Annotated in this window: 26 protein-coding genes; 4 read left to right on the forward strand and 22 right to left on the reverse strand. The window is 69.2% G+C overall.

Going from position 1 to position 21983, the window contains the following annotated elements:
* Window positions 1-10: 10 nt before the first annotated feature.
* The 3 genes from D7X32_RS11050 to D7X32_RS11060 are packed head-to-tail and all read right to left on the reverse strand — an operon-like array spanning window position 11 to window position 3609.
* On the reverse strand, window positions 11-2695 hold the full coding sequence (locus D7X32_RS11050) for a phage tail tape measure protein (RefSeq protein ID WP_120602495.1): 2685 nt from the start codon (window positions 2693-2695) through the stop codon (window positions 11-13).
* A 3-nt stretch (window positions 2696-2698) separates the two neighbouring features.
* Complete coding sequence (locus D7X32_RS11055; protein ID WP_120602496.1) at window positions 2699-2890, reverse strand: hypothetical protein; 192 nt, start codon at window positions 2888-2890, stop codon at window positions 2699-2701.
* Entirely contained in the window at window positions 2887-3609 is a 723-nt protein-coding gene (locus D7X32_RS11060) for a hypothetical protein (protein WP_244238952.1), read from the reverse strand. The genes D7X32_RS11055 and D7X32_RS11060 overlap by 4 nt, the downstream gene beginning before the upstream one ends.
* A 141-nt stretch (window positions 3610-3750) precedes the next feature.
* Here D7X32_RS11060 and D7X32_RS44930 point away from each other — a divergent pair, with 141 nt between their 5' ends.
* The gene (locus tag D7X32_RS44930; RefSeq protein ID WP_147450103.1) at window positions 3751-4284 is read left to right on the forward strand and encodes a GIY-YIG nuclease family protein; all 534 of its coding nucleotides are present in this window, start codon (window positions 3751-3753) and stop codon (window positions 4282-4284) included.
* A 12-nt stretch (window positions 4285-4296) separates the two neighbouring features.
* Here the strand turns inward: D7X32_RS44930 and D7X32_RS11065 are convergent, their stop codons facing one another.
* The 19 genes from D7X32_RS11065 to D7X32_RS11150 are packed head-to-tail and all read right to left on the reverse strand — an operon-like array spanning window position 4297 to window position 17713.
* Entirely contained in the window at window positions 4297-4761 is a 465-nt protein-coding gene (locus D7X32_RS11065) for a phage tail protein (protein ID WP_120602498.1), read from the reverse strand.
* 11 nt (window positions 4762-4772) lie between these two features.
* Window positions 4773-5642 (reverse strand): phage tail sheath family protein, encoded by an 870-nt coding sequence (locus D7X32_RS11070; protein WP_244238953.1) that lies wholly within the window; start codon window positions 5640-5642, stop codon window positions 4773-4775.
* Window position 5643: 1 nt separating this feature from the next.
* A complete protein-coding gene (locus tag D7X32_RS11075; RefSeq protein ID WP_120602499.1) occupies window positions 5644-6990 on the reverse strand; it encodes a phage tail sheath protein in 1347 nt (448 codons plus the stop codon).
* On the reverse strand, window positions 6987-7316 hold the full coding sequence (locus D7X32_RS11080; RefSeq protein ID WP_120602500.1) for a hypothetical protein: 330 nt from the start codon (window positions 7314-7316) through the stop codon (window positions 6987-6989). The genes D7X32_RS11075 and D7X32_RS11080 overlap by 4 nt, the downstream gene beginning before the upstream one ends.
* A complete protein-coding gene (locus D7X32_RS11085; protein WP_120602501.1) occupies window positions 7313-8215 on the reverse strand; it encodes an IPT/TIG domain-containing protein in 903 nt (300 codons plus the stop codon). The genes D7X32_RS11080 and D7X32_RS11085 overlap by 4 nt, the downstream gene beginning before the upstream one ends.
* The gene (locus D7X32_RS11090; RefSeq protein ID WP_120602502.1) at window positions 8215-8820 is read right to left on the reverse strand and encodes a hypothetical protein; all 606 of its coding nucleotides are present in this window, start codon (window positions 8818-8820) and stop codon (window positions 8215-8217) included. Before D7X32_RS11090 ends, D7X32_RS11085 begins: the two co-directional genes overlap by 1 nt.
* 7 nt (window positions 8821-8827) lie before the next feature.
* Window positions 8828-9469, reverse strand: coding sequence for a hypothetical protein (locus D7X32_RS11095; RefSeq protein WP_120602503.1), 642 nt, complete (start codon window positions 9467-9469; stop codon window positions 8828-8830).
* Window positions 9466-9759 (reverse strand): hypothetical protein, encoded by a 294-nt coding sequence (locus D7X32_RS11100; protein WP_120602504.1) that lies wholly within the window; start codon window positions 9757-9759, stop codon window positions 9466-9468. Before D7X32_RS11100 ends, D7X32_RS11095 begins: the two co-directional genes overlap by 4 nt.
* On the reverse strand, window positions 9756-10280 hold the full coding sequence (locus D7X32_RS11105) for a hypothetical protein (protein WP_120602505.1): 525 nt from the start codon (window positions 10278-10280) through the stop codon (window positions 9756-9758). Before D7X32_RS11105 ends, D7X32_RS11100 begins: the two co-directional genes overlap by 4 nt.
* On the reverse strand, window positions 10280-10918 hold the full coding sequence (locus D7X32_RS11110) for a hypothetical protein (protein ID WP_120602506.1): 639 nt from the start codon (window positions 10916-10918) through the stop codon (window positions 10280-10282). The genes D7X32_RS11105 and D7X32_RS11110 overlap by 1 nt, the downstream gene beginning before the upstream one ends.
* Before the next feature lies 1 nt (window position 10919).
* Window positions 10920-11297 (reverse strand): hypothetical protein, encoded by a 378-nt coding sequence (locus D7X32_RS11115; protein WP_120602540.1) that lies wholly within the window; start codon window positions 11295-11297, stop codon window positions 10920-10922.
* Between the two features lie 8 nt (window positions 11298-11305).
* Complete coding sequence (locus D7X32_RS45405) at window positions 11306-11476, reverse strand: hypothetical protein (RefSeq protein WP_158625657.1); 171 nt, start codon at window positions 11474-11476, stop codon at window positions 11306-11308.
* Window positions 11467-12246, reverse strand: coding sequence for a phage major capsid protein (locus D7X32_RS11120; RefSeq protein WP_120602507.1), 780 nt, complete (start codon window positions 12244-12246; stop codon window positions 11467-11469). The genes D7X32_RS45405 and D7X32_RS11120 overlap by 10 nt, the downstream gene beginning before the upstream one ends.
* A gap of 45 nt (window positions 12247-12291) precedes the next feature.
* Complete coding sequence (locus D7X32_RS11125; protein WP_120602508.1) at window positions 12292-12990, reverse strand: hypothetical protein; 699 nt, start codon at window positions 12988-12990, stop codon at window positions 12292-12294.
* Entirely contained in the window at window positions 12987-14342 is a 1356-nt protein-coding gene (locus tag D7X32_RS11130) for an XkdF-like putative serine protease domain-containing protein (RefSeq protein ID WP_120602509.1), read from the reverse strand. Before D7X32_RS11130 ends, D7X32_RS11125 begins: the two co-directional genes overlap by 4 nt.
* A complete protein-coding gene (locus D7X32_RS11135) occupies window positions 14335-14520 on the reverse strand; it encodes a hypothetical protein (protein ID WP_120602510.1) in 186 nt (61 codons plus the stop codon). Before D7X32_RS11135 ends, D7X32_RS11130 begins: the two co-directional genes overlap by 8 nt.
* Window positions 14521-14575: 55 nt before the next feature.
* Window positions 14576-15655, reverse strand: coding sequence for a head morphogenesis protein (locus D7X32_RS11140; protein ID WP_120602511.1), 1080 nt, complete (start codon window positions 15653-15655; stop codon window positions 14576-14578).
* Window positions 15636-15917, reverse strand: coding sequence for a hypothetical protein (locus tag D7X32_RS11145; protein ID WP_120602512.1), 282 nt, complete (start codon window positions 15915-15917; stop codon window positions 15636-15638). Before D7X32_RS11145 ends, D7X32_RS11140 begins: the two co-directional genes overlap by 20 nt.
* Window positions 15914-17713, reverse strand: a complete 1800-nt coding sequence (locus D7X32_RS11150; RefSeq protein WP_244238954.1) for a phage portal protein — start codon at window positions 17711-17713, stop codon at window positions 15914-15916. Before D7X32_RS11150 ends, D7X32_RS11145 begins: the two co-directional genes overlap by 4 nt.
* Before the next feature lie 522 nt (window positions 17714-18235).
* On the opposite strand from D7X32_RS11150, the gene D7X32_RS11155 reads away from it, so the two are divergent.
* The 3 genes from D7X32_RS11155 to D7X32_RS11165 all read left to right on the forward strand — a co-directional run bounded on the left by D7X32_RS11155 (window position 18236) and on the right by D7X32_RS11165 (window position 21901).
* A complete protein-coding gene (locus tag D7X32_RS11155; protein WP_244238955.1) occupies window positions 18236-18493 on the forward strand; it encodes a hypothetical protein in 258 nt (85 codons plus the stop codon).
* Window positions 18494-18541: 48 nt separating this feature from the next.
* The gene (locus tag D7X32_RS46655; RefSeq protein ID WP_244238956.1) at window positions 18542-19303 is read left to right on the forward strand and encodes a hypothetical protein; all 762 of its coding nucleotides are present in this window, start codon (window positions 18542-18544) and stop codon (window positions 19301-19303) included.
* 228 nt (window positions 19304-19531) lie between these two features.
* Window positions 19532-21901 (forward strand): nucleotide exchange factor GrpE, encoded by a 2370-nt coding sequence (locus D7X32_RS11165; RefSeq protein ID WP_147450105.1) that lies wholly within the window; start codon window positions 19532-19534, stop codon window positions 21899-21901.
* The last annotated feature ends 82 nt before the right edge of the window (window positions 21902-21983 follow it).

Raw genomic sequence — 21983 nt, forward strand, 5'->3', positions numbered from 1 at the left:
GGCCTGCCTTTCAGTAAGACGCCATGGGGGAGAAGCTGCGGGAGGCGGCGTCCCTCTCGGCGCGCGCCGTGGCTTGGGCAAGCACCTCTCCGTCCACCTGGACACTCACGAGGACGGGGTTGCTGGCAGGTGCGCCCGGCTGCGAGGAGAGCACCTCGGCCTGGGGCAGCGAGGCCTGGAGGGCCGCCACCGCCGGCATGGACGAGGACTCCAGGGGCCACTCCGCCGGCAAGGTGGAAGCCATGGTGGCGACGGGCGTCGGGGCCGCGTCGGGAGAGCCCTCGAGGCCGAAGGCGACGGACAAGTCCCGGTGGAGGGTAAGCCGAGCCGTCCGCAGCGCCTGCTGGAGGCCCGTGTCCTTGCCGAAGAGGCTCGCCACGGCGTCCACGACGCCGAGGATGGCGCCCACCAATTCCAAGAGGACGCCCGAGATGGCGTCCACCACCCCGAAGACGATGAGCTTCAGGCCCGTCCACGCCTCGGCCCAGTTGCCGGTGAGGGCGCCACTGAGCGTGAGCACGACGCCCCAGAAGACGTCTAGCACGCCGGAGAAGGCCGCCAGGGCCGCGTTGAGGATGCCCCCTACCACCGACACCACGAGGGAGACGGCGGACACCAACACGCCAATGACGGTGGTGATGTTGCCGATGGCAAACCCGATGGCTTCCCCCATGAGCGTCCACCCACTGGTGCCCTGCTGGACAGCGGAGGTGGTGCCAAAAAGGCCTGAGAGCGCCCCGCCGAGGACGCGGCCCAGGTGCCCCAAGCTGCCCAGGAGGACGTCGACGCCGGCCTTCATGTAGTGCCATTGCCCCGCCAGGCCTTCCGCCACCTCTGCACCGGCCGTCATGCCCATGACGACGAAGTCGAAGACGCGGGCGAGGGCGCGTCCCACCGTGGCCCCCGCGTCGCCGAAGGCGGCGAACTTCGCGGCGGCCGTGGCCGCGTCGTCCCTCTCGGAGAGGAAACCCAGCGCTTCGCCCACCCGCCCTAGCGTCGCCTGGAAGGCCTCGAGGGTGGGGCGCGCGGCTTCGAGTCCGGAGGAGAAACCGTCGGCGAGGCCCGAGAAGAAGCTGTGGATGCGATGGCCCCACAGGTAGATGTTGATGAGGAAGTCCTTCAGCCCGGCATTCTCGGCCCGGCCCAACTCCTCCCGAACCGCGTTGGAGAAGCCTCCGTCAGTGAAGAGCTGGACGAGGCCGCGGAAGGCGAGCGTCACCCGCTCCTGCACACGCTGGACGAAGTCGCCCAGGCCGCCGAGGTTGTTACGGCTGGCGTAGGCGAGGCCCGCCACCGCGACACCCAGGAGGACGACAGCGGCCACGGCCGGAAGCACCGTGGCCAGGAGGCCCCCCAGCGTGAGGCCCAGCACCTTGAGGCCCACCACCATCAGCGCCAGGCCCACCTGGCCTGAGACGACGGCGCCGACGAGGGCGATGACGCCTCCGGCCGCCAAGGTGAAGGCCGCGAGGGCGCGCTTCACCGGACCGGGCATTGCGTCGAAGACGCCCAGCACCTGCTTCACGGCGTCGGCGACGAGGGTGACGAGGGGCTTCAACACCTCGTCGAAGGGCTCGCCCAGGACGACGGCCAAGGCCTCCATGCGTCCGGCCAGCAGCTTCTTCTGCCCTTCGTAGGTGTCCAACATCTGCTGTCGGAACTTCTCGGCCGTGCCGCCTGCATGCTTGAACTCGTCGCGCAGGTACTCGAGGGCCGCGGCGCCGCGGACGACTTCGCCGGTTTGCTTGCGAACGCCGCCAGTGAGCTGCGTGAGGATGGCGTTGACGCCGCCGAGCGCCTCGCGGCCGAACGTCTTCAAGAGGAAGGCGGACCGTTGCGCCTCCGTCATGTGCTCAAGGGCGGGGGACAGCTCGTTGAGGATGCCGAGGAAGCTGACGAAGTTGCCTCCAGCGTCCGTGACGGCGACCCCGACGCCGCGCAACTGCTGCTGCACCTCCGGGTCCGCCATGCGCTCCATGGCCACGGCCACGGCGGTGGAGGCGCGCTCCACACCCGGGACGACATTCTTCACGAGACCCAGGGCGATGAGCGTCTCGGGCAGCTCCTGGTTGAGTGCCTGCGCGCCTCGGGCTGCGGTGCCGAGGGCCAGGGGCAACTCATTCGCGCTGAGGGCGAAGACGTTGACGGCCTGGAGCATCTGGTCGACGGAGAGGGAGGCCTTGTCGGTGGAGATGCCGAAGGCCTTCATCGCCTGGGACGCGAGGCCGGCCGCACCCTGGGGTGTCAACTCTCCCAGCGAGCCACCGGCCAGGTCCAACACGGGCTCCAGCAGCTTCATGGCCTCGGCGGCGGTGAAGCCGGCCTGGGTGAGCTCGCGCAGGCCCAGCACGGACTCGGTGGGGGTGAACTGCGTGGCGAGGCTTGCCTCGAGGGCGGCGTCACGCAGCTGCCGCAGCTCCTCGGCCGAGGCGCCGGAGACGGCTGCCACCCCCGCCACGGCCTGCTCGAACTCCCCGGCGGCGTTGGCCAGGGAGAAGGAGGCGCCGATGGTGACGGCGCCGGCCGTGAAGAGGGCCATCGCGACACCGAGTCGCTGGAAGGCGCCCTCAATTCGCGCCGTGCCCAGCCCCACGCGCCTGTCCAGGCGCGTGAAGTTGACCTCGAGCTGGGTGAAAACTCCGGAGGCCAAGTCTCTCGCGGTGAAGACGAAGCCCATGCCGAGGTTGTTGAGCACGTGCTACCTCCGCTTCGCGGACTTCTCCAAGGCCTTCGCCTCGCGACTGCGCTGCTGGCCGACGCGCTCGAGGAGCCAATCCCTGTCCGAGATGGGCAGCTCCAGGGCGTCACCGAGGGGGACTGCGAGGCCGCTGCCGCCGTGCTGGTGCCAGCACAGGTTGAAGAGGCCCTCGCGCCACGTCTCCAACGTCACGCCTGGGAAGAGGTGGAGCGCTCCCGGCGCCTCGCTGTCCGGGCTTGCCCCGGAAGGAAGAAACCCCGGTCGAAAGGGAGCTCCACCTCCTGGCGCATGAAGCACTCGGGGCACTCGACTTCGAGGGTGGTGTCCACGCCGCAGTCCACGCGGTCGAACTCGTCGACGAGGTAGTCGGCGTCGCGCAGGGTGAGGTCCTCGAGGAAGCGGCGCTTGTCGCGCGCGTCCACGCCATCAACGTCCTGCACCCGGTAGGCGAGGACGGAGGACAACAGCTTCTCCGGCGCCGCGCGCTGCAACTGCGGCAGGCGCCGCTCGTCCTCACCCGTCATCAGCTTGAAGCGCACGCGCTTGCCGGCGTCGGGCAGCGTCGTCTCGAAGCGGTTGCCGGCCATGAAGGCCGCGCGGCTGGCGTCCGAGAGGGAGCGCACCGGCAACTGCGTCAAGTCCAGCTCCCAGTCGATACGGGCCCGGCAGGTGGCAGCCTGACAGGGGACGGCGAAGGCGTACTCCGGCCCGTAGGTGAGGACGCGCACCTGGAGGAGCGCGTAGAAGCGGTCCCCCTGCAGCACCTTGCCCCAGTCCACCTTCGTGTCGGCGAACGTGTAGGGGCCTGCCTCCTGCGTTTCCTCCCAGCACGCGGAGAGCAGCTCGTCCACCTGGCCGCCGCTCTTCGCCAGCTTCCTGTCCGCGAGGACGCGCTCCTCCCGCACTCGCATTCCCCGAATACGGCCCGCCAGCCCCGAGGGGCATGAAATGATGTCCGCCATGTCGTCCTTCCTCCAGGAAGGACAAAGGCCTCGAACTACAAATCGGGGACATCACGAACCTCGTCGACACCACTCATGCAGGGGAACTCTATGGCACAGAAGAAGAGCCAGTTTGAGATGAAGGCGTTCAAGGTACATGGCCCGTTCAAGGTGCCACTGGAGCCAGACAAGCACGGGAAGATGGTTGCTCGCGACCTCTCAGGATTTTGGACTGGGGTTGGCGATGTGCGAACGATGCGAGGGGTCTATGTGTTCGCGATGCGTGCTGGTCGTGGCTATACCCCGCTCTATGTCGGTAAGGCAGCGAAGCAGTCATTCGAATGCGAAGCCTTCGCACATCACAAGCTGGCGGATCACTATGTCCCCTCGCTCCTAGACTACAAAAGAGGCAGCGCGGTCATGTTCTTTGTCGTGCACCCTTCAGGTCGAGGTGCGATTAATAAGAGGCTTATCGATCAAGTTGAGACGTTCATGATTGATGCCGCTTCAGCCAAAAATCCAAGCCTTAGCAATGTTCGCAAGAGGCAGGTCCATGAGTGGCGAGTATGCGGAGTTGTTCGTGGAGGTCGTGGTGAGGCAACATGGTCTACAGGAGCACTGAAGAAGGCCGTTGGGCTCCTGTAGTCGGGAGTATGGCTATCGCATGGCCAGCTCGAAAAAGTCGTAGGTGAGGGTGACGCTTTCGATGACATTTTCATCGGACTCGTTGTCCCACTCGCCCGCGACGAACTTCACCGGCCAGGCCCGGGAGAGGCTCCACCGACGCAGCGTGGTGCCGTCCCTGTCTTGCTGGACGATGTCGAGGTTGCGCTTGTAGAGGCTGCCCGGCAGGCCCAGGCCGCTGGTGGTGTGCACGACGTCCTGGAACCAGTCGAAGAGTTCGTGGTCCTGCGTGGCGCCGCGCTCGAGGGTGACGTCGGAGAAGGTGAGACGCCCCGGCGACTTATTGGGGATGAGGCTGCCGCCTTCGAAGTATTGGACGTTGGCGACCTCGACGGACAACTCGCTGCACTTCTGGAAACCGGAGTGCCCGAGGCCGTCAGCCTCACAGAGAAACTTGAAGCGCTTATGGAAGCTGCGCGGCTGTCCGATGATGGCCATGGAGAGGCTCCTCACAGGCCCGCTGAAGCCAGCTCGGCTTCGAGGGCGCGGGTGTCCTGGGCAATGCGCAGGACGATGAATTCGGCGGGCTTGTTCGTGGCGAGCCCGATGCGCGCCACCAGCTTGCCGGCGAAGACGACGGACGGTGGGTTGAGGGCGTCCGAGACGTCGACGAAGAAGGCCTTGGCGGGCTCCTGGCTGCGGAAGGCCCCGTTTCGCAGCTGCGCGAGGAGGAAGGCCGCAATGGTGCGCCGCACCTGCGCGCGCAGCCCCTCGGTGTTGTTGCGGTGCCGGGCGAATTGCAGGCCCGACTTGAGACTCCTCTCAATGAAGGACACCCCGCGCCGCTCGGCGACGTAGGGGAAGTTGCCGCTGGCCTTCAGCGTGCGGCTGCCATCGATGAAGCGCGGCAGGCCGGGCCCGGTGGTGAGGGGATTGATGCGGCGGGGGTAGACGACGTCCCGCTTCTTCTCTTCGAGGCACTCCTTGGACTCGAAGCCCAGGACGCCGAACATGCGCCCGGCCTCGATGCCCGCGGGCGCGTCATACACACCACCGGGGCGCGCGCCGTCGTTGCGCGCGAAGACGCCGGCGATGATGCCGGAGGGCGGGACGACGAACTGCTCCACGTTGCCGAAGACGCCGCGAGCGGGGTTGAGCACCGTCACGCGAGGCCAGTAGAGGGCCGCGTGCTCAGAGAGCCCTTCGAGGGCGGCCTCCTGCGAGACGTAAGAGACGATGTCCGTGGCGCTGTAGCCCGCGGGCGAGTCGAGGATGGCGAAGACGAGCCCGTCGCGTGCCACCTCGCAGTAGCGCACCATGGCGTTGTGGACGGCGGGCGTGGCGCGCCCGGGCACCAGGAGGAGGGAGAGGTCCTGCACTTCATCGAGCGCGTAAAAGACCGCTCCGGCCGGCCTCGGAGCCGATGAAGTCCGTGTCGTCCAAGCCGACGAGGCCGTCCGCGCCGCCCGAGAGGGCCACCGTCTGCACGTCCGGAATCGCGTCCGGCTGCACCATGAAGGCCCGGACGTAGGTGGAGCCGGTGCGCTCGTCATTGAGGACGCGCTCGACGTAGCGCGCGTCGCCATCGACGGTGGAGAGGTTGGGGAAGGACTCGCGGTAGGCGCCGTCCTCGAGGACGAGGACGTCGAAGGTGTCGGGAGCGCCATTCGTCGGGGGCCGCACCTCCACCTCGAGGCGGTTGGCGTAGGCGCCCGCGTCCTTCGCCTCCAGGTGGAGGACGTCGGTGGCGCCGGAGGCGTCGCCCGTGTGCAGGAGCGCGTCGAGTCCGAGGCCGGAGCCCGCGTCTCCCTGCACACGCAAGGAGGCACCAGGCCCCGTGGACTGGGTGAGCAACTGCAGGGCCCCCAGGGAGGACGGGGCCACGCGGACACCCGCCACCGCCGCCTCCACGAGGGCGCGCACCTCGGCCAGCTCGACGGCGCGCAGGCTCTGGACGTTGCCGCTCCCCACCTGCGGGCCGCCCGCGAAGCCGAAGACGGTGTTGGCCACCGCGTCGCCCACCTCCAGGCGACTGGAGGCGCCCTGGGTGTCGCTGGCGATTCTCAGCACACCGGCCTCCACGGTGGCGCGTCCGCCGATGAGTCCCGCGTTGAGGACGGCGGCCACCTGCTGGGCAGTGGCCTGGGCGATGTCGCCGAAGTCCTCCTCGCTGAAGGGGATGAAGACGTCCCGCCCGTCGTCGACGCGCACCCGGAGCGACTGCCCGGCGGTGAGGGTGTAGGGGCCGGGGCGGCCCGCGGAGACGGAAGCCGCGGTGCCGGAGAAGACGACGTCCACCGCCTCGGCGCCGTTGGCGGACACCTCCAGGCGCTGGCCGTCGGCCAGGGTGAAGGGGGGACGCAAGGTGCCGCGCACGACGGCGGGCGTGGGCCCGCCGCCCGTGGTGAGTGCCGCCGCAGCAGGCGTGGCCGTGTGCGACTCGGGGTCGGAGGCGTCCTCGTAGTGGGCGGTGCGGACCGCCCACAAGTGAGTCCCTCCGTTCTCGAAGAAGCCCATGGCGGCGAGGGTCAAGTCCGAGTCCGGCGTGAAGCCGCCGAAGGTGGCCTGGTACTCCTCGAAGGAGGTGCACAGCACCGCCTGGCCGATGGGGCCGCGCTCCGCCAGGCCCACGGCGCCGGCCACGGAGGTGGGCGCCGAGGGAATGCCACGGACGCGCGGCTCCTCCTCCTCCACGACGATTTTCGACGACAGCAACTCACGACTCATGAGGCACCTCGCTTCTTGCGGGACGCGCGCGCCGACACCTCCGGCGCGGCAGAGGGTGGCGACGACGGCGGGGCCGTGGGGGCTTGCCGCTTCAGGGCGACTTCGCCGCGGCGAATGGCAGCAGCCACCGCGGGCACGCAGAGAGTGGCCTCGGGCACGTCCTCCAGCGACACACCCGTGGCCAGGGTGAGGGAGGAGGGCAGGCGTCGGCCGCCACGGCCTGGCTGCACGCCGCAGGCGCACTCGCCGCGCGCGACGCAGTACGACTCATGGGGCAGGAGGAAGGTGACGAGCCTGCCCAGGGCGTTGGTGAGGGTGACACTCATGAGGTGCCTCCAGAGAGAGAGTCCGTTTCGAGGTGCGTCCCGGCGACGGCCTTGCCGAGGTCGAGGGGCAGGCCCGAGTCCACGTCGAAGCCGCGCACCACCAAGCCCCAGGTGAAGGCGCGCACGTTGTCGCGGCTGCCGAGCTGCGTGCGCACCTCGCCGTCCGCGTCCATCTCCCAGCGGACGGTGCCGCGCGAGGCGTCCTCGGCGTCCCTCGGCATGGCCAGCCAGCGGTTACGGTTGAGGAAGGTGGCCACGGCGGCCATGAGGTTGAAGAGTTCGGCGGTGCGCTCGGAGGCCACCGTGAGGGTGAAGGCCAGGTCCACCGTGTACGCGGGGCGCCTGCGCACCAGCTCCGCGCCGGAGGGGCCCTGCACGACGTCCTCGTGCAAGACGTTGGTGGAGTAGCGACGACTCGTGCGCATCGTGGGGCCTGACAGCACCACGGAGGGCAGCGCGGCCATGGCGATGACGTTGAGGCCGTCTGCCACCGTGTCGTCGTAGTCGACGGAGACGCTGGCGCTGACGTTGGCCACCACCTGGCGCTTCAACTCGCGCAGCAAGGTGCGCACGAGTCGGGTGAGGTCCGCTTCCTTCGTGACGCGTGGGCGCAGGTAGCGGTACGCGCCCGGAAGGACAGCGGCCTCGCCTGGGATGGGGCTGCCCTCCGCGGAGAGGTTGAACACCTCGACGTCGACGGTGCCCACCGCGTGGGCCGGCGTCCTCACGTCCGCGAAGTGAGTGCCCAACTCCACACGAAGCGACAGCACTTCGGCGGGCACTCCTCCCAAGCGCACGGCCACCCGCGCGGCGAAGCCAGTGCCGGCGAGGCGGAGAATGTCGCCGCCGCTGGTGGGCCCCGAGGAGGGCGTCACGGAGGTGAGGGAGGGGAGGGCCATTACCCGGGCCCTCCGAGGCCCAGCTCTTTCGCGACGCGCGCGAGGAAGCGGCGGCTGGCGCCCTGGCGAAACCGTGCGAAGGCTGGCCGCAGGAAGGGGCGCGCTGGCGTCTGCGTCACAATGACGCCGCGCCCCCTGCCGCTGTTACGCGACTCGCCGGCCAGGCCGGCTTGGCGCAGCAGCGCGAAGAGGAAGCGCCGCATCTTCGGCGTCATGGGGATGACGACGGGTGGGCCTCCGTACTCCTGGAGCTGCGCCACGTCGACGAGGGACTCGCCGTCCGGGCTCTTCGCCGAGCGCGAGACGCCGATGAAGGCCTCGTCGCCCTCCAGGACGACACTGATTGAGTTGCGCAGCGCGCCCGAGACGAGGAGGGACTTCGTCCCGCCGAATCCCGCGAACTGGCGCGCCGCGAGCGTGAGGGGGGAGGGCGGGCGGAGTGGCTCGCCACCCGGTGCCTGCTGGGTGAGGCCCTGCACCACCTCCTTGCGCAGGGCGTGCGCCTCCTGGCGCAGGGCCGTCTGCAACGCCCCTTCAAGGCGCGACGAGCCCGCCGCCAGCAGTTGGCGGGCCCGTTCCCAGTCTCCGGTGCGCGAGACGGCCATGGACGCCTCAGCCCTGCTTGGCCCGCAGGTGGGGGACGTGCGAGTTGAGCCACTCCAGGGCCACGTTCGTGGCCTCACTCACCACCGCGCCGTGGCGGACGGACACCGAGGTGAGGGCCAGGGTGTGGGCGGTGACTTCCACGTCCTCCGGCCGGCAGCCGTAGTGCTTGAGGCCCTCGGCGATGGGGCGCACGGCGGGCAGGGTGCCGTAGCGCCAGGAGTGCAGCTCCAGGTTGCAGGTGTACGCCTCGGCCTCGTAGCGGGCGCGCGCGGAGGCGCTGGTGAGGTAGGCCAGCTCGTAGCTGGGGCCCTCCTCGTCGTGCTGGACGACATGCTGGTGCTCGTGGACGCACACCACCACCTGGGCCCACAAATCCCAGCCCCCCTTCGGCACGCCCACCTCGAAGGGCAGGTAGAGGGTGCGGCCCACGGTGGTGGCGTACTTCTCCAGGAAGCGCTGCCTGTCGAGGATGCCCATGCGCTGCAGCGCCTCGGCCGCCAACTGCATCTCGAGGGAGTCGGTCTTGTTGGCCGTCTTGGTGCGCAGGCGCGACTGCATGTGCTGGTAGAAGGCCCACACCTCGGCGGGCTGGATGTCGCGCTGGAAGAGAGTGCCCACGCCGGGGAGGGACTGGAGGTAGCCCTTCACAGAGCACCCCCTTCCTCGACACCCGCGTCGACGGTGCCAGCGTCCACAGTGGTGGGCAGGCACGTGTGGCCGGTGACGCCCTCCTCGTTGACGTAGGCGCAGGTGAAGGCAGCGTTGCTGTGCTCGCTGACCGCGTCGCAGTCGGCGAGCACCTGCCAGTTGCCGTCGCCGTTGCAGATTTCGGCGACATTACCGGCGCAGCGCGTGGATACCGGCGCGCACCCGTCTGGCGCGCGGCAGCGGGTGAGGAGGGCGGTGGCGAGAAGTGGGGCGAGTAGCAGTGCTTTCATGCGAGTCCTCGGGCTTGGGGCCTGTCGTTGAATGTGACGAGAAGGAGGTTTCTGCGAGGCCTCCGGCGGTGGAGTCCGAAGCCCGTGGGGCGCGCCTCCGTGACGTACAGCCCGGGAGGCGTCCTCACGGCCTGCACGAGTGCGCCCATGACGTCGTAGAGGGCCCCCAGCCTGTCGCTGGGGCGGATGAGGGCGTCACCCGTGGCCGCGTCGACGAGGCCGAGGCGCTCCAAGTCGCGGAAGTGGAAGACGAGTTCGAAGCTCGTCCGGGGGCTGTTGCCGGAAGGAGTCATGCGCAATGACTCAAAGGCATCCGGCTCCACCTGGCAGGGGACACGCACGGGCGGAAATTCGCGGCGGAAGGCTTCGGCCAGGCCGTCGTCGTCCTCGTCCACCAGCACCGGCTCGCGGAAGTCCGCGTCGTACCCGCTGGCATGAGGGCCCGGGCCGGGCCCCGCCATGGCGACGGAGTCCAGGCGGTGCATCTCGGCCAAGAAGGGGAAGATGAGCTTGCCCCTCATCAGGCGGCCCCGGGCAAGGAGGGCTTCACGTAGGGGGCAAGGAGGGTGTCCACCTCCGGCTCGCCGGTGAGAGGCCGCACCGCAGGGCGGATGCTGTCCAGGCGGTAGCTCTGCTCGCGCGTCCTCTCCTCCACCACCCGCCAGCGCGTGCGCTCCTCCAACGAGTCTTCATCCGCCAGGGGCGAGAGGCTGCGCAGGACGAGGAGCATGCAGGCCCGGCGGATGGCGAGCGGTGTGCGCCCCTCCGGCGTCCCGTCCGTCTCCGTGTAGCCCCAGCGCGCGCCCACCGTGACGTTGCCCTCGCCGCGCGGGAAGACACGGCCATGGCGGAAGGTGAGGCGGGGCCCGTCGAAGCCCGGGCCCACCGGGGCACCCACCACCACCAGGCGCTCCTTGGAGAAGGACACGTCCTCCCCGTACAGCGCCAGGCGGTAGAGGCGGATGGGCGGTACCGGCGGCCAGAGAGAAGGAGTGCCGCGCCCGTCGAAGTGCAACGTCGCCGAGCGCGGCTCGAAGTGCCACCCCGTCACCTTGTCGATGGTGCGCGTCGCCTCCTCGAGGAGGACGGCCAGTCGGGTGTCGCCCGCCATGGCCGGTGTGACGCCCTCGGCGCGCATGTCGGCCACCGTGGCGTACACGTCAGTCCTTCTCCCGCTTGCCGCGGCGCGTGTCCTTCTCCTCGCTGGCCTTCGGCAGGTCCTCCGTCGTCAGCGTGCCGGCGGGCCGCGCCGCACTCAGCTTCAGCTCGTCGCTGGCGCTGCGCTTCACGCGGGCCTCGTCGGCCTCGGTGGCGTCGAGGGCCTTCGCCTCGGCCTCCGTGGACACGTCGAAGGCGAGCGGCGAGTAGCTGTCGCCGGGCAGTTGGTGGACGGTGCGCAGGTAGTCCGCCACCGGCTTCTCCACCCTGTACCAGCCGCGCTCCTCCTGGAACTTGATGCCGGCATACGTGTAGCGCCGCAGCACGTGGCCGCGGCGCGCGTCGTAAGCCTTGAGTCGGACGAGATAGGAGTTGTCCATGGTGAGCCTCACAACTGCACGTTGATGGCCTTGGCCGTGCCGGACTCCTCGGCGAACTTCGCGTCGAAGCGCAGCGTGGCCACCACCTTCAGCGTGCCCTCGGAGATGTCGCGCGCCGACTCGATGCGAATCTGCCGCCAGATGCCGACGTGGATGTTCTTGGGATTGGTCAGCAACACCGCCGTGCGGTCATTCGTCGCACCGAGGTTCTCCGGCCAGAGGGGGATGGGCCGCACCGGGACGCCCGAGTAGAGGACCGGCGCATCGCCCTCGAGGAACTTGTCGCCGACCGCCGTGGCCCGCTCCGCGAGCGAGTTCCGGTAGTCCAGGTCCGCGTCGACGCTGGTAAGAGGAACCCCATGCTGCCCTTGTCGCGCAGGTGCTCCGAGGGCAGCGACTTGAGCAGGTCGCCGAGGACGTCCTTGCTGATGGGGGCGCCGGCCGCGTCGACGACGTTGCTGGTGGCCTGCTTCAGCACGCCATCCATCGTGGCGAGGAAGGGGTCCGCCGAGGCCGTGTCCCCGTTGACGAGGATCTCCTCCATGTCCCTGGAGATGGCGTCCGCGAGCATCTCCATGAGCGTCTGTCGCAGCTCGCCGCGCTCGACGCTGTCTTCGAGCACTTCGTCGGAGAGGCGCACCTCGCCCTTGAAGAGCTTGGCGTCCAGCTCCACCTGGGAGAGGTCCGGCTTCACGCGCTGGGCGGCGGGGACGGCGGTGGCCTCCTGACCCGGGCGCAAGATTCGGCTCCCGAACTTCAGCTTGGAGAACTGCTGCTTGGGGGCCGCCATCGGGACGACGGTGCACTGCTGCAGCAGGACGGACTGCTTGATGAGCAGGCGCAAGAACTTCTGCGCCTGGGCGGGCTGGAGGATGCCGCCGCCGGCCGTGAGGTCGGCGAGGGCCAGGTCCGCCTTGGCCAAGAGGGTGCTGTTGTCGATACGACTCATGGGGATTCCTTCGGCGTTGAGGCTTCCTGGTGGCGGGTGGGGACGTCAGACGTCGTGGAAGGAGAGGGCCTTGTCGACGCTCTCCCGGTTGAGGGGCTTGTTCATGTCGAGGGGCCAGCCGACGTCCTCGACGGCGGGCTTGGGCGGGCGCTCCGCGGGGGCGCTGCTGTTGGGCAGGCCGTGCTGCTTCTCCACGCGCCCCAGTCGCTGGTGCTGCTCCTTCACGGAGCCCTCCAGAGCGCGGACGGCGTCGGTGAGCTTCGTCAGTCCTTCCATGACGCCGGAGGCGTCGGGGCTCGGCGCGGGCGGAGTCGGCTGAGGAGCCGGCACGGGGTTGGCGGCCTTGGCGCGCGCCTCGACGTCCTCCTCGACCTCGTCCTCGGAGTCGTCTTCGTCCTCTTCCAGGGCGTCGGCGAGCGCGCGCAGGTGCTGGGCCACCTCCACCACGCGCACGCAGTCGATGCCGTCCGTGGAGGTCAACGCCTCGACGAGTGCCGTCACTGCTTCGAGGGCCTGTTGGGCTGCGGCGAGGACTGCGTCATTGGCCTTGGAGGTGTCCGAGGCGGCGTGGTTGTCGCCCTCGGCCTGCGAGGTGTCCTGGGGAGCGTCGTGCATGGTGTCTCCGTCTCGCTTCACCAAGAGGAAGCGGTGCTTGTTGGCGGCCCTGTCCACGAGGGACACCTCCTCCACCACCATGTCGACGAGGCGGTGGACGGAGGCGGGGCCTTGGGTGGTGCTCGTCATGTGGCCTCCGGCTGGGAGTCAGCGGCAGGTGTGTCGGAAGGGGGCGGCTCGGTGGCGGGGGAGGCCTCGGGGAGACGGCGCGCGGTGCCGCCAATGCTGAAGCCCGTCAGTTGCCCGTCCTTCACACGCCCCCAGAGCTCGTCGGAGAGGACGCGCACCGCGAGCAGCCAGGTGCCCTTGCGCACCGGCACCTCGCCCAGGTTGAAGTCGACGGGAGCGAGGTAGCTCTCCAGCACCTTGACGTGCCCGTTGACGCGCATCTGGTGCATGAGGCCCAGGCCGCCGAACTCCTCCATGAAGCGGTGCGCGGCCTGGCGAATCTCCGCGGCGGAGTAGATGTCGCCCTGCGCGTCCACTGTCTCCGGCTCCAGGACGACACCCAGGACGTACCGCTCGTCGTCGGGCTCGACGCCCTTGAGGAGGGACGTCGTGGTGGCGAAGGGAGCGGTGCCGGGCGGCTCCTCCGGCTTCCATTCGTCCACGGCGAAGTCGCTGCCGCCTTCCAGCGCCTTCGCGGCGGGCTGGTAGTTGCTGACGAGGAGCTGCGTCAGCACGGAGGAGCCGCCCACGCCGCGCATGGCGGCGATGGTGCGAGGCGTGCGGATCCGCTTCACCACGAAGCCGGAGTCCTTCAGCATCCCGGGCAACTTCCCCCGGATGCCATACGTCATGAGCCAGCGACCCTTGAGTGACTTGAGGACGCCGTAGAAGCGCTCCTCGTCGAAGTCACCCTCGCCGACGTCGACGTTGTAGCCAGGATACGGAGGGTCGAGAAAGAGGACGGTGTCCTTCCCGTCGTACTTGCGGACCACCTTCTCGTAGTCGCCGCTGTACACCTTCACGCGCTTGAGGCGAGGGGCGTGCTGCTCGATGCGGGCGAGCGTCTTCGCCTCGACGCCCATGCTGTTGGGGCTGACGCTGCGACCGCGCAGCTTCCCGTAGGAGAAGTGCGTCAGGTAGAGGAAGCGGTGCAGGCGCTCCACGTCCCCCTTCGGCTTGGAGTCGAAGAGGCTCTTGAAGGTCTTCTCGTCGCCGACCCACGGCAGCTTCTTCAGCTTGGCGAGGCCCGCTGGCGTCAGCTTCTGGATGAGCCGGTACGCGTCGGCGATTTCGGGGTCCGCGTCGTTGATGGCCTCGACGTCCGAAGGGGCTTTCTCGAAGAGAACGGCGGCGCTACCGGCGAAGGGCTCCACATACGTCTTGTGTGCGGGCAGCATCGCCACCAGCCGCTTCGCCAGGCGCTTCTTGCCCGCTGGGCTCCCCCAGATGGTCTTCTCCACCGGCTCACTACCCTGGAGGGACTCCAGGACGTGGCGGGCACGAGCGAGGGCCTTCGTGAGGGCGTTACCCATCGCGCAGTCCCTCCGGGTCGAAGCCCCACGCCAGCTCTCCCGAGGTGGGGAGGTTGAGGTCGCGAGGCCAGACGACGGGCGTCGCCTCGGCCTTGGCCGTGGAGGTCGACTCCTGCGTCGTCGCGTTGCCCTCCGGCGTCGGAGGTGAGGTGGGGGTAGGTGTCGAGGTGGCCTGCATGGCGTTTCGTCTCCGAAAGAGACAAAGGCCTGCGACGCGAAATCGGGGACATCACTCAAGTGACGGCGAGCGTCGTCGTGCGGCAGAGGCCGTGGTACGGCGGGAAGCCCACGCCCGCGTCCGCGAGCTGCCTGTCCGAAGCGAGCGCGCGGAACTCGCCGACGTCGTCGCGTGTGCCGGCGGCCGAGCGGAGCACCTCGGCCAGGCGCGTCTCCTGGCCTCCTCGGTTGACGTAGAGGAGCGAGCGCCCCGTGTCCGCGTCGAGGCGTTCGCGCACCCAGGGCAGCTCCTGCTTCACATCCTCCGGGCGCTCGAGGGACTCCAGTCGCTCGAAGCGCTGGAGGGCCTCGCCCACGGAGAATGCCTTCCCGTGGAGGAAACGGCACACCTGGGTGGTGGCCTCGTCGAGGATGGCCTCGATGCGGTAGCGGCGGATGCCGGCCTCGGCGTAGCTGCTCACCTGGGCGAAGGAGCGCCCCTGGCCAATGAAGTGGCTCGCCACCACCTCCCAGTAGAAGGGGGCACGCTCGATGAGTGTGCCGCGTGCGGCCCGCTCCAAGGACTCGGCGATGTCGCTTCGCCCGAGGCCGGCCTCCAGCCCCTCGGCCACGAGGCGCCGGGCCTCCTCGCCGAAGGCGTCCAGCCGGCGCCCATACTCGTCCCGCACAAAGTTGCCCTGGGTCCGGACGATGTGTTGGGCCACGCGCCTGTCGACGGCGTTGAAGCGGGCGGCGAGGGCGAGGCCCTGCTCTCGCCGGGCGTGGCTGCGCGTGGACGCCACCACCTCGTCGGCTGCGTCGCCGAGGGGCGCCTGGATGCGGGAAGGGATGACGGCCGTCCGCCGGCCCGCAGCCTCCAGGGATTGGGCGACGAGGCGCCTGCGCTGGGCGGCCGTCGTCTTCCTCCAGTCCACGTCGAGGACGGCCACCGCCTCTCGCATGGCGTCCACGTCCGCGCGCCCGACGGCGCGGCGCAGGCGCGCGGCAAGCAGGGCCACGGCGCGGTCCATGCCTGCAGCGGTGCCGACGTCCAGGGCCTTGGCCACCGGCAGCCGGAGGACGTCTCCCAGGAGAGCGTCCGCCACCTCCCGCGCCTCGTGCAGGAGGAGGAGGCTGTCAGCGGGAGCCGTGCACATGGGGGGGCTCCTGCGTCACCAACTCCACGGAGCTGCGGCGCTTGGCGCGCACTTCGACTCCTGCCGTAGTGGGGGAGAAGACGACGTCGTGGCTGGCCGCGCACCTGTCACACAGGGCGAAGACGAGGAGGCCGTTGCGCCAGAGCGTCGTCGTCTCCTCCAGGGGGCCGCGCCTTCGGCACATGCGGCACTCCAGGACACCGCGCTCGGCGTCGGCCTGGGCCTGGAGTACCCACGCGCGCTGAAGCTGCTCAGGCATCATGTGGGTTGCCCCGAGAACCAGGTGTCGAACTCCTCGCGGGGGACGGGGACGTGCTCGGTGTCCATGTACCTGCGGGCCAGCGCCAGGCGTCCTTGGGCCAGGCGCTCCTCCTCGGCTCGAAGTTCTTCTCGCAGCCCCAAGAGGCGCTTGGCCTCGCCCAGCAGAGAGCCCTTGTCCTTCTGGGGCTTCAAGTCTTCGACGCCCGTCTGAATGCCCGCCAGCGTGAGGGTGATGGGGCGCTTCACCCAGTCGTCCGCAATCTTGCGGAACTCGCGGTGGAAGATGTCGCCGGCCAGGTGGCGGCCCTCCTCGGGAGTCAGCACGCCCACGCGGACCAGGCGCTCCACCATCTCCGTCATGCGCTCCGGGTCTCTCGTGGCCGTCGTCTGCGACCTGAAGCGCCAGAAGCGCACGCCCATGTCCGCGAGCACCTTCCGATTCAACAAAAAGTCGAACTCGTCTCTTTCGGGCTGGAAGACCTGGTCCTCGGCGAAGCGCAGCTGAGCCTCTGCCACGGAGCGATTGAAGTCGCGCCCGTCTCCGCGCAGCAGCGGCGGCAGGCGGAAGGCGGCGCCCACCTTGTCGATGTTGCGCTGGTCGTACTGCTGGAAGAGAGCGTCCTGCTGCTGGGCGTCCGTCAAGGGGCGCAGCTCAATCTTCGCGCGGCCTCCCTCGCCGGTGCCGGCGCCGTCCGCCTCGAGGATGAGGATTTTGTGGAAGTTCGCCTTCCCTTTGAGGTTCTCCTCGATGAAGCGCTCGATGCGCGGCACGGATGCGTCGGAGAGCCTTCCGCCGGAGACGAGGAGGGCCAGGGGCGGGACGGACTTGTTTGAGAAGTAAAGGTAGTTGACCTCCTCCATTTGCCGGGAGCCGAGGACGGACAGCAGGGTGCCCACCCAGCGCGGAATGCCGTAGGGCGAGCGCGGCGAGTGGATGGCGAAGTGGATGAGTTCCGTGGCGGGACCGTCGGAGGCGTCCGCGGCCTTGAGGGTGGTGACATCCGCGAAGGCGCGGCCGGTGAGGCGGGAGATGACGCGCGAGTCCCCGAAGGACTTGAAGAACACCCGCTCGCTGCCCTGCACCTGGATGTAGCGGCGTAGGCGCCGACGGGTGGTGACGGTGTCGAAGCTGACGGCGGAGATGCGCACGCGCTCGCGCACCTCGACGGCCTCCTTGTCCAAGGGAAGGAGGCGCACCGTGTACGAGGGGACGTAGACGAAGCGGGCGATGTCGCCCTTGCCGTCGCGCAGCACCTCCCAATAGGCGTTGCCCGTCACCTCCACGTCGTGCCGGGTGCGACGGCGCAACTCGACGAAACTGCCGTCGAAGCAGCAGAAGTCAAAGAAGGACTCCAGGCGGGCCTTCTCCACTCGGGCCTGCTGCCGCACCTCCTCGGCATGGGCGGTGACTTCCTCGTCCGTGGGAAGCGGGGGCGTCCCCGAGGGCAGCGTGCCCGCGTCACGCGCGGCCAGGCGCTCCAAGGCCATGGCGTCGGCCACCTTCTCCCGGGCGCCGTCGGCGTCGAAGTCGATGGAGGGTTCGAAGCGGTACCCGAAGCCATCGATGTTCGTCGCGTAGGCATCGACGTTCTGCCGCAGCGAGTTGGAGTGCTCGACGAGAAGGCAGAGGGCCTCCGGCTCATACGGGGGCTGGAGCGCGCCGGCATCGTTGAAGGCCAAGGCGTCCTCGCCCCCGGGGCGGCTGGCGGGCTCGTCGACGCGGGCGCCCACCACCACGGCCTTCAGGATGGACTGGAGGCGCTCCTCGGCCTGGTGGACTTCCAGGGGCACCGTCACGGACGGTCCTCCACGTAAGCCAGGAGGCCCGTGGGGGTGTGAGAAACGGCGCGCACGCGCTGGCCGCGTGCCGCCAACTCGGCGTGGACTGCCTCCAGCAGTCCGTCGTGGGTGGAGGCCTCGACGGTGAACTCCGGCCCGGGGTGTGGCGCGCCCGAGGGAGAGGCGAGGACGAAGACTCTGACGACGCTCTGCACACGGGCCTCCCGGACCAAGTGGAGGCAAGGCGCGCGGTGGGAGGGGTGCCCTCGATGTGCGAGGGCGTTGGGGGCCGCGCGCCTCACCTCCAGCGAGGACAAAGGCTTCGGGCCCAATTTCGGGGACATCCGGCGCGCGCTTTTCGCTCAAGGCCCGCGCCTCAATGAGTTGCCTTCGTCGGGGGACAGAGCGCTATTGGCGACACCTGCGGCTGACGCGGGAGCCCGCGCGCGAGCCGAAGCGCATGCGTGAAGGCACCTGCACTGCCGAGAGTCACAGAGACGATTGGGAGGGCTGCTGATGAATTCAAACCCTGAGTGCTTGATGCGAGAAGAGGACGCGCGCGGCATCGCGCCCGCCGGTGACGTTGCCGCCATGATGGCCGACGTGACGACGTGCCCATGTCCGTGCTCCGAGCGAGAGGACGAGGCACACCATCCGAGCGACTACCTCGTGGCGGCCGAGGAGTACCCCGAGCACCCTGCTGCCCAGGCCGGCTACGTAGGGTGGGTGTTCTGCCTCCACTGCGGCGCGTGGCGCGCGGACGATGACGACGCGCCCGACGCGGACTGGGTGCCCTGACGCGCGCTGCGCCCGTGCGGAGAGCGGGCTGCACGAACCCCGCTCCTCATGGCAGGACCGGCTCTGTCCTTCGTCCATGGCGAACACGTTGGAGCCCCTCTTCAACGTGGAGGAGACACCAGAGACGCCTACCGTGTCGCGAAACTGCCCGCGCGCCTGCGCGGCTTCGCGCAGCCGGACACGAGCACGCAGCCCGAAGGCTACGTCGAAGCGGGCGGCTACCTCGTGCTCGAGGAGAAGGCTCGCCACCCCACGCCCGACACCGACTACGTCCGGTTGCTGGTGCCGCAGTTGCGCGGGCTCGACACCTGGGTGTGCACGCGCTGGCACACCCAGCGCTACGCGACGCTCGTCTCCCAGGAGCGCTCGCCCGCCATGGCCCGGCTGTTGTTCGACAGCGAGCCGCTCGCCGTCTTGGAGGAGCGGCTCACCACGCTCCTGGGGGCGTTCCTCGACTACAGGTATGACGGGAGCAGGGCGTACTACCCGCGGGCGCTGCCGGGCGTTCGCGTCCCACTCGCGCCGCCTCGGCTGAACAACTGCTGCACCTTCGTCGAGGCCCTGCTGGTGAAGGACTTCTCCGAGGCGCATGGCGCGTGGGACCGCGTCGCGCGTGCGGACGGTCATCAGCGACCGTCGGGCGGCGGAGGAGGTGCTCGGCAACCTGGGGGGCCTATCGTCGCACTCGCAGCCCACGCGAGCGCAGTCGCCGCCGCAGCCGTGTCCTTGGGGCTTGACCGACCGCGCGGGAGACGCGGAGAGAGCTGCCTGAGGAGCCCCCGGGAAAGGGCCGGTATGCCCTGCGCCTGAAAGTCTCCCCGACCGCCTGAACCAAGAATCTCTGCCGGGTCCCGTGGCAGCGATGTGGGGTTGCCCCCGACCGTCGTCGCCCGGCAGAGTCCGAGGATACGGAGCATTGTCCTTCCTTCACCTTCGCTGGCACAAGCACTCATGGAGAGACGTCGAAGCGCCGATCCGGGCCGTCCGCCTCGACGGGAAGCCGCCGGAAGCAGCCGCCATCCCACGGCGCAGGACGTGGTGGGCGTTCTGAAGGAGGTGCGGCCCAGCGGGTTCGGCTTCGCGCAGCCGCTCACCGGCGAATCTCGCGACGACATCTTCCTCAACGAAACCCGGCTGGCCGCCCTGGGCCCGGCGCAGGAACGACGTCCCCAGGCGCTGCTCCTGCTGGGCGTCATCGAGAAGGGCGACGGAAAGCGCTCGGCCGTGCGCGCTCGACCGCTCGACCTCCGAGATGCGCGCACAGCCTCGCTCCTATGGGACCGGGTGTTACAGGGAGGGAGTCGAGGGCTCGACGTCGAGCGTCTGCGAACGCTGGTGCCCTCCTTGCCCGTTGCGCTGCCGCTGCTCTTTGTTCTGCTCGACGAGCGGCCGGGCGACATGGGCCTCTTCGACACCATCGTGTCCCTGATGCCGGGCAGCATCTGGCATGAGCCGGCGCTGCGGCCGATTCTGCACCTGGCGCCTTCTGCAGCGCGTGGCGACGTCTTCCTCGAAGCGCTGCGGCACGATCCCGAAGCGGCGCTCTCCCTGCTCGTGGATTGGAACGCGAAGCGCCGGCTGTTGGTGAAGGCGGCCTGGCTGGAGACGTTGTGGCGGCAACTGCCCGCCCGGTGCGCGACGCTGGTCGAACTCGCCCAGAGCACCGGCCCGAGCGGCGAACCCGAAGAGAGGCTCCAGTGGGCGCGCCGTGGCATCGACCTGGGTGTCGGCGACCGCGCGACCTGGTGGGAACGGATCGCCAACGCGGTGGGCGAGCTGGCCGCCGCACCGGCGAGCCGAAAGAACGCGCCCGACGCGGCCATGGACGATTGGACGCCGCTTGCCGTTGCACCGTCGTCCGTCGTCCGCGCACTGCTGCGGCGGTGGTATCCGGACATCGCCGCTGCCCTGCAAACCCTGGAGTCGGTGGCTAACTGGAGCCGCGAACAGGCGGCGATCCGGGCGGACGCGTTGTTGAAGGACCTCGACGCGCAGGACCGTGAGCTGGCTGAACAGTGGGTGCAATCACGAGCGCTCGGCGAGAACACGGAGCTGCCGGTCCGCGCGCAGATGCTCACGGCGCGCGCCGCCGAGAAGTGGGCATCGCGCTATCTGCAGTCGCTGGGACTCGGGGTGCGTGATGTCTCCATCGAGCAGCTCCAGCCGTCACTGAAAGAGTGGGTAGCGATGGACCTGCAGGTCGACGGGCGCCACGGCGTCGACGTGAAGAACTGTAGGCGTACCGTGAACGGCGGCATGCGCAGCGGCCGCTGGAAAGTGAAGACGTTCAAGGCGGACGCCGCGGGACGGAAGGTGACCCTCTGTGGCGTCAGCAGCCCATACACGCGGTGCGCCGACGACGGAACGCTGTCGGTCTCCGGGGTTGAGTACATGGTGGTGCTGGGGGTGACGCACGCGGCGGAGGTGGATCAGTTGCTGCGGAGCTTCCGCGACGTCTTCGACGCGCACACGCCCGCGCGCACCACCCTGAAGGAAATGCCTGCCTGGGCGTGGGACTATCCCGACGCGCACTACCGCAAGCGCAATGACGCGCTGATTGCGCTGCGGGCCGCTGCAGGCGACGGCGTGTCGGTGCTCGCGCGCCGGTGGCATCGGGAGCTGCCGCCACTGCTTTGGTCCATCTGGAACGTGGAGTCGCCGGGCTTTGCGCAACTCGATGATCAGCAGCGTGCCTTCCTGCGCGATCTCGGGGAAGCCTGGCGCAAGACGCAGACCGGCGATGCCGTTCCGTCGTCCGTGCCACGCCTGCCCTGGCTCTACCTTTTCACCCTGCATGCGTGGTTGCGATGGCGCCGGTCGGGACGCCCGTCGGATGCAGGTCGTTTGAAGGCGCTGTTCACGTCATGCCCAGAGCCTTCTGCCGAGACAGACGAACCGTTCGAGGAGCTGCATGATGCGGTCGACGAGGACGAGCAGGACGGAGAGGTGACCGAGGAGCCATCCCTGTCGACTCGAACCGGCGGTGCGCCGCTGGCCGCGGGCATCGGCATTGCCGATCCCGCTCACACCCTAGACTATCTGCTCGATGCCCTGGGAGTGCTGGATCAGCACCTGTCGGCCGCGGAGTTCCAGCGCATCGAGCGGTTCACGTTCCACCCGAATGGCGTGCTGACGGGCACGTATGGCGATGGCAAGCGGCGGACGTTGCTCGCGCACTGCGGAGGCCAGCTAGAGAAGCGGATGGTGGATTGCGGCCACTGGCCGCTGACCTTTGGCCGCAACGAGACTTGCGCATGCGGCCGGCTAATCTGCCATATGTGCTCGTGCTGTACGGCATTTGGTCAACCCACCTGCCCACATGAAGTCGAACGGAAAGAGCGTGCGCGCGAAGCCCTCAGCCGCCTGATGTCACCCCGGGCCAGGAGACGACACTCGAGTCGCTCGTGACGCTCTCCGCAGACGCCGCAGCCGGTTGCTGGCGCGGATGGAGCGGCGGCTAGTGCGCACGGTGTGGGCCTGGTAGGGGCGA

Source organism: Corallococcus carmarthensis, assembly GCF_003611695.1.
GTDB classification, from domain to species: Bacteria; Myxococcota; Myxococcia; order Myxococcales; family Myxococcaceae; genus Corallococcus; species Corallococcus carmarthensis.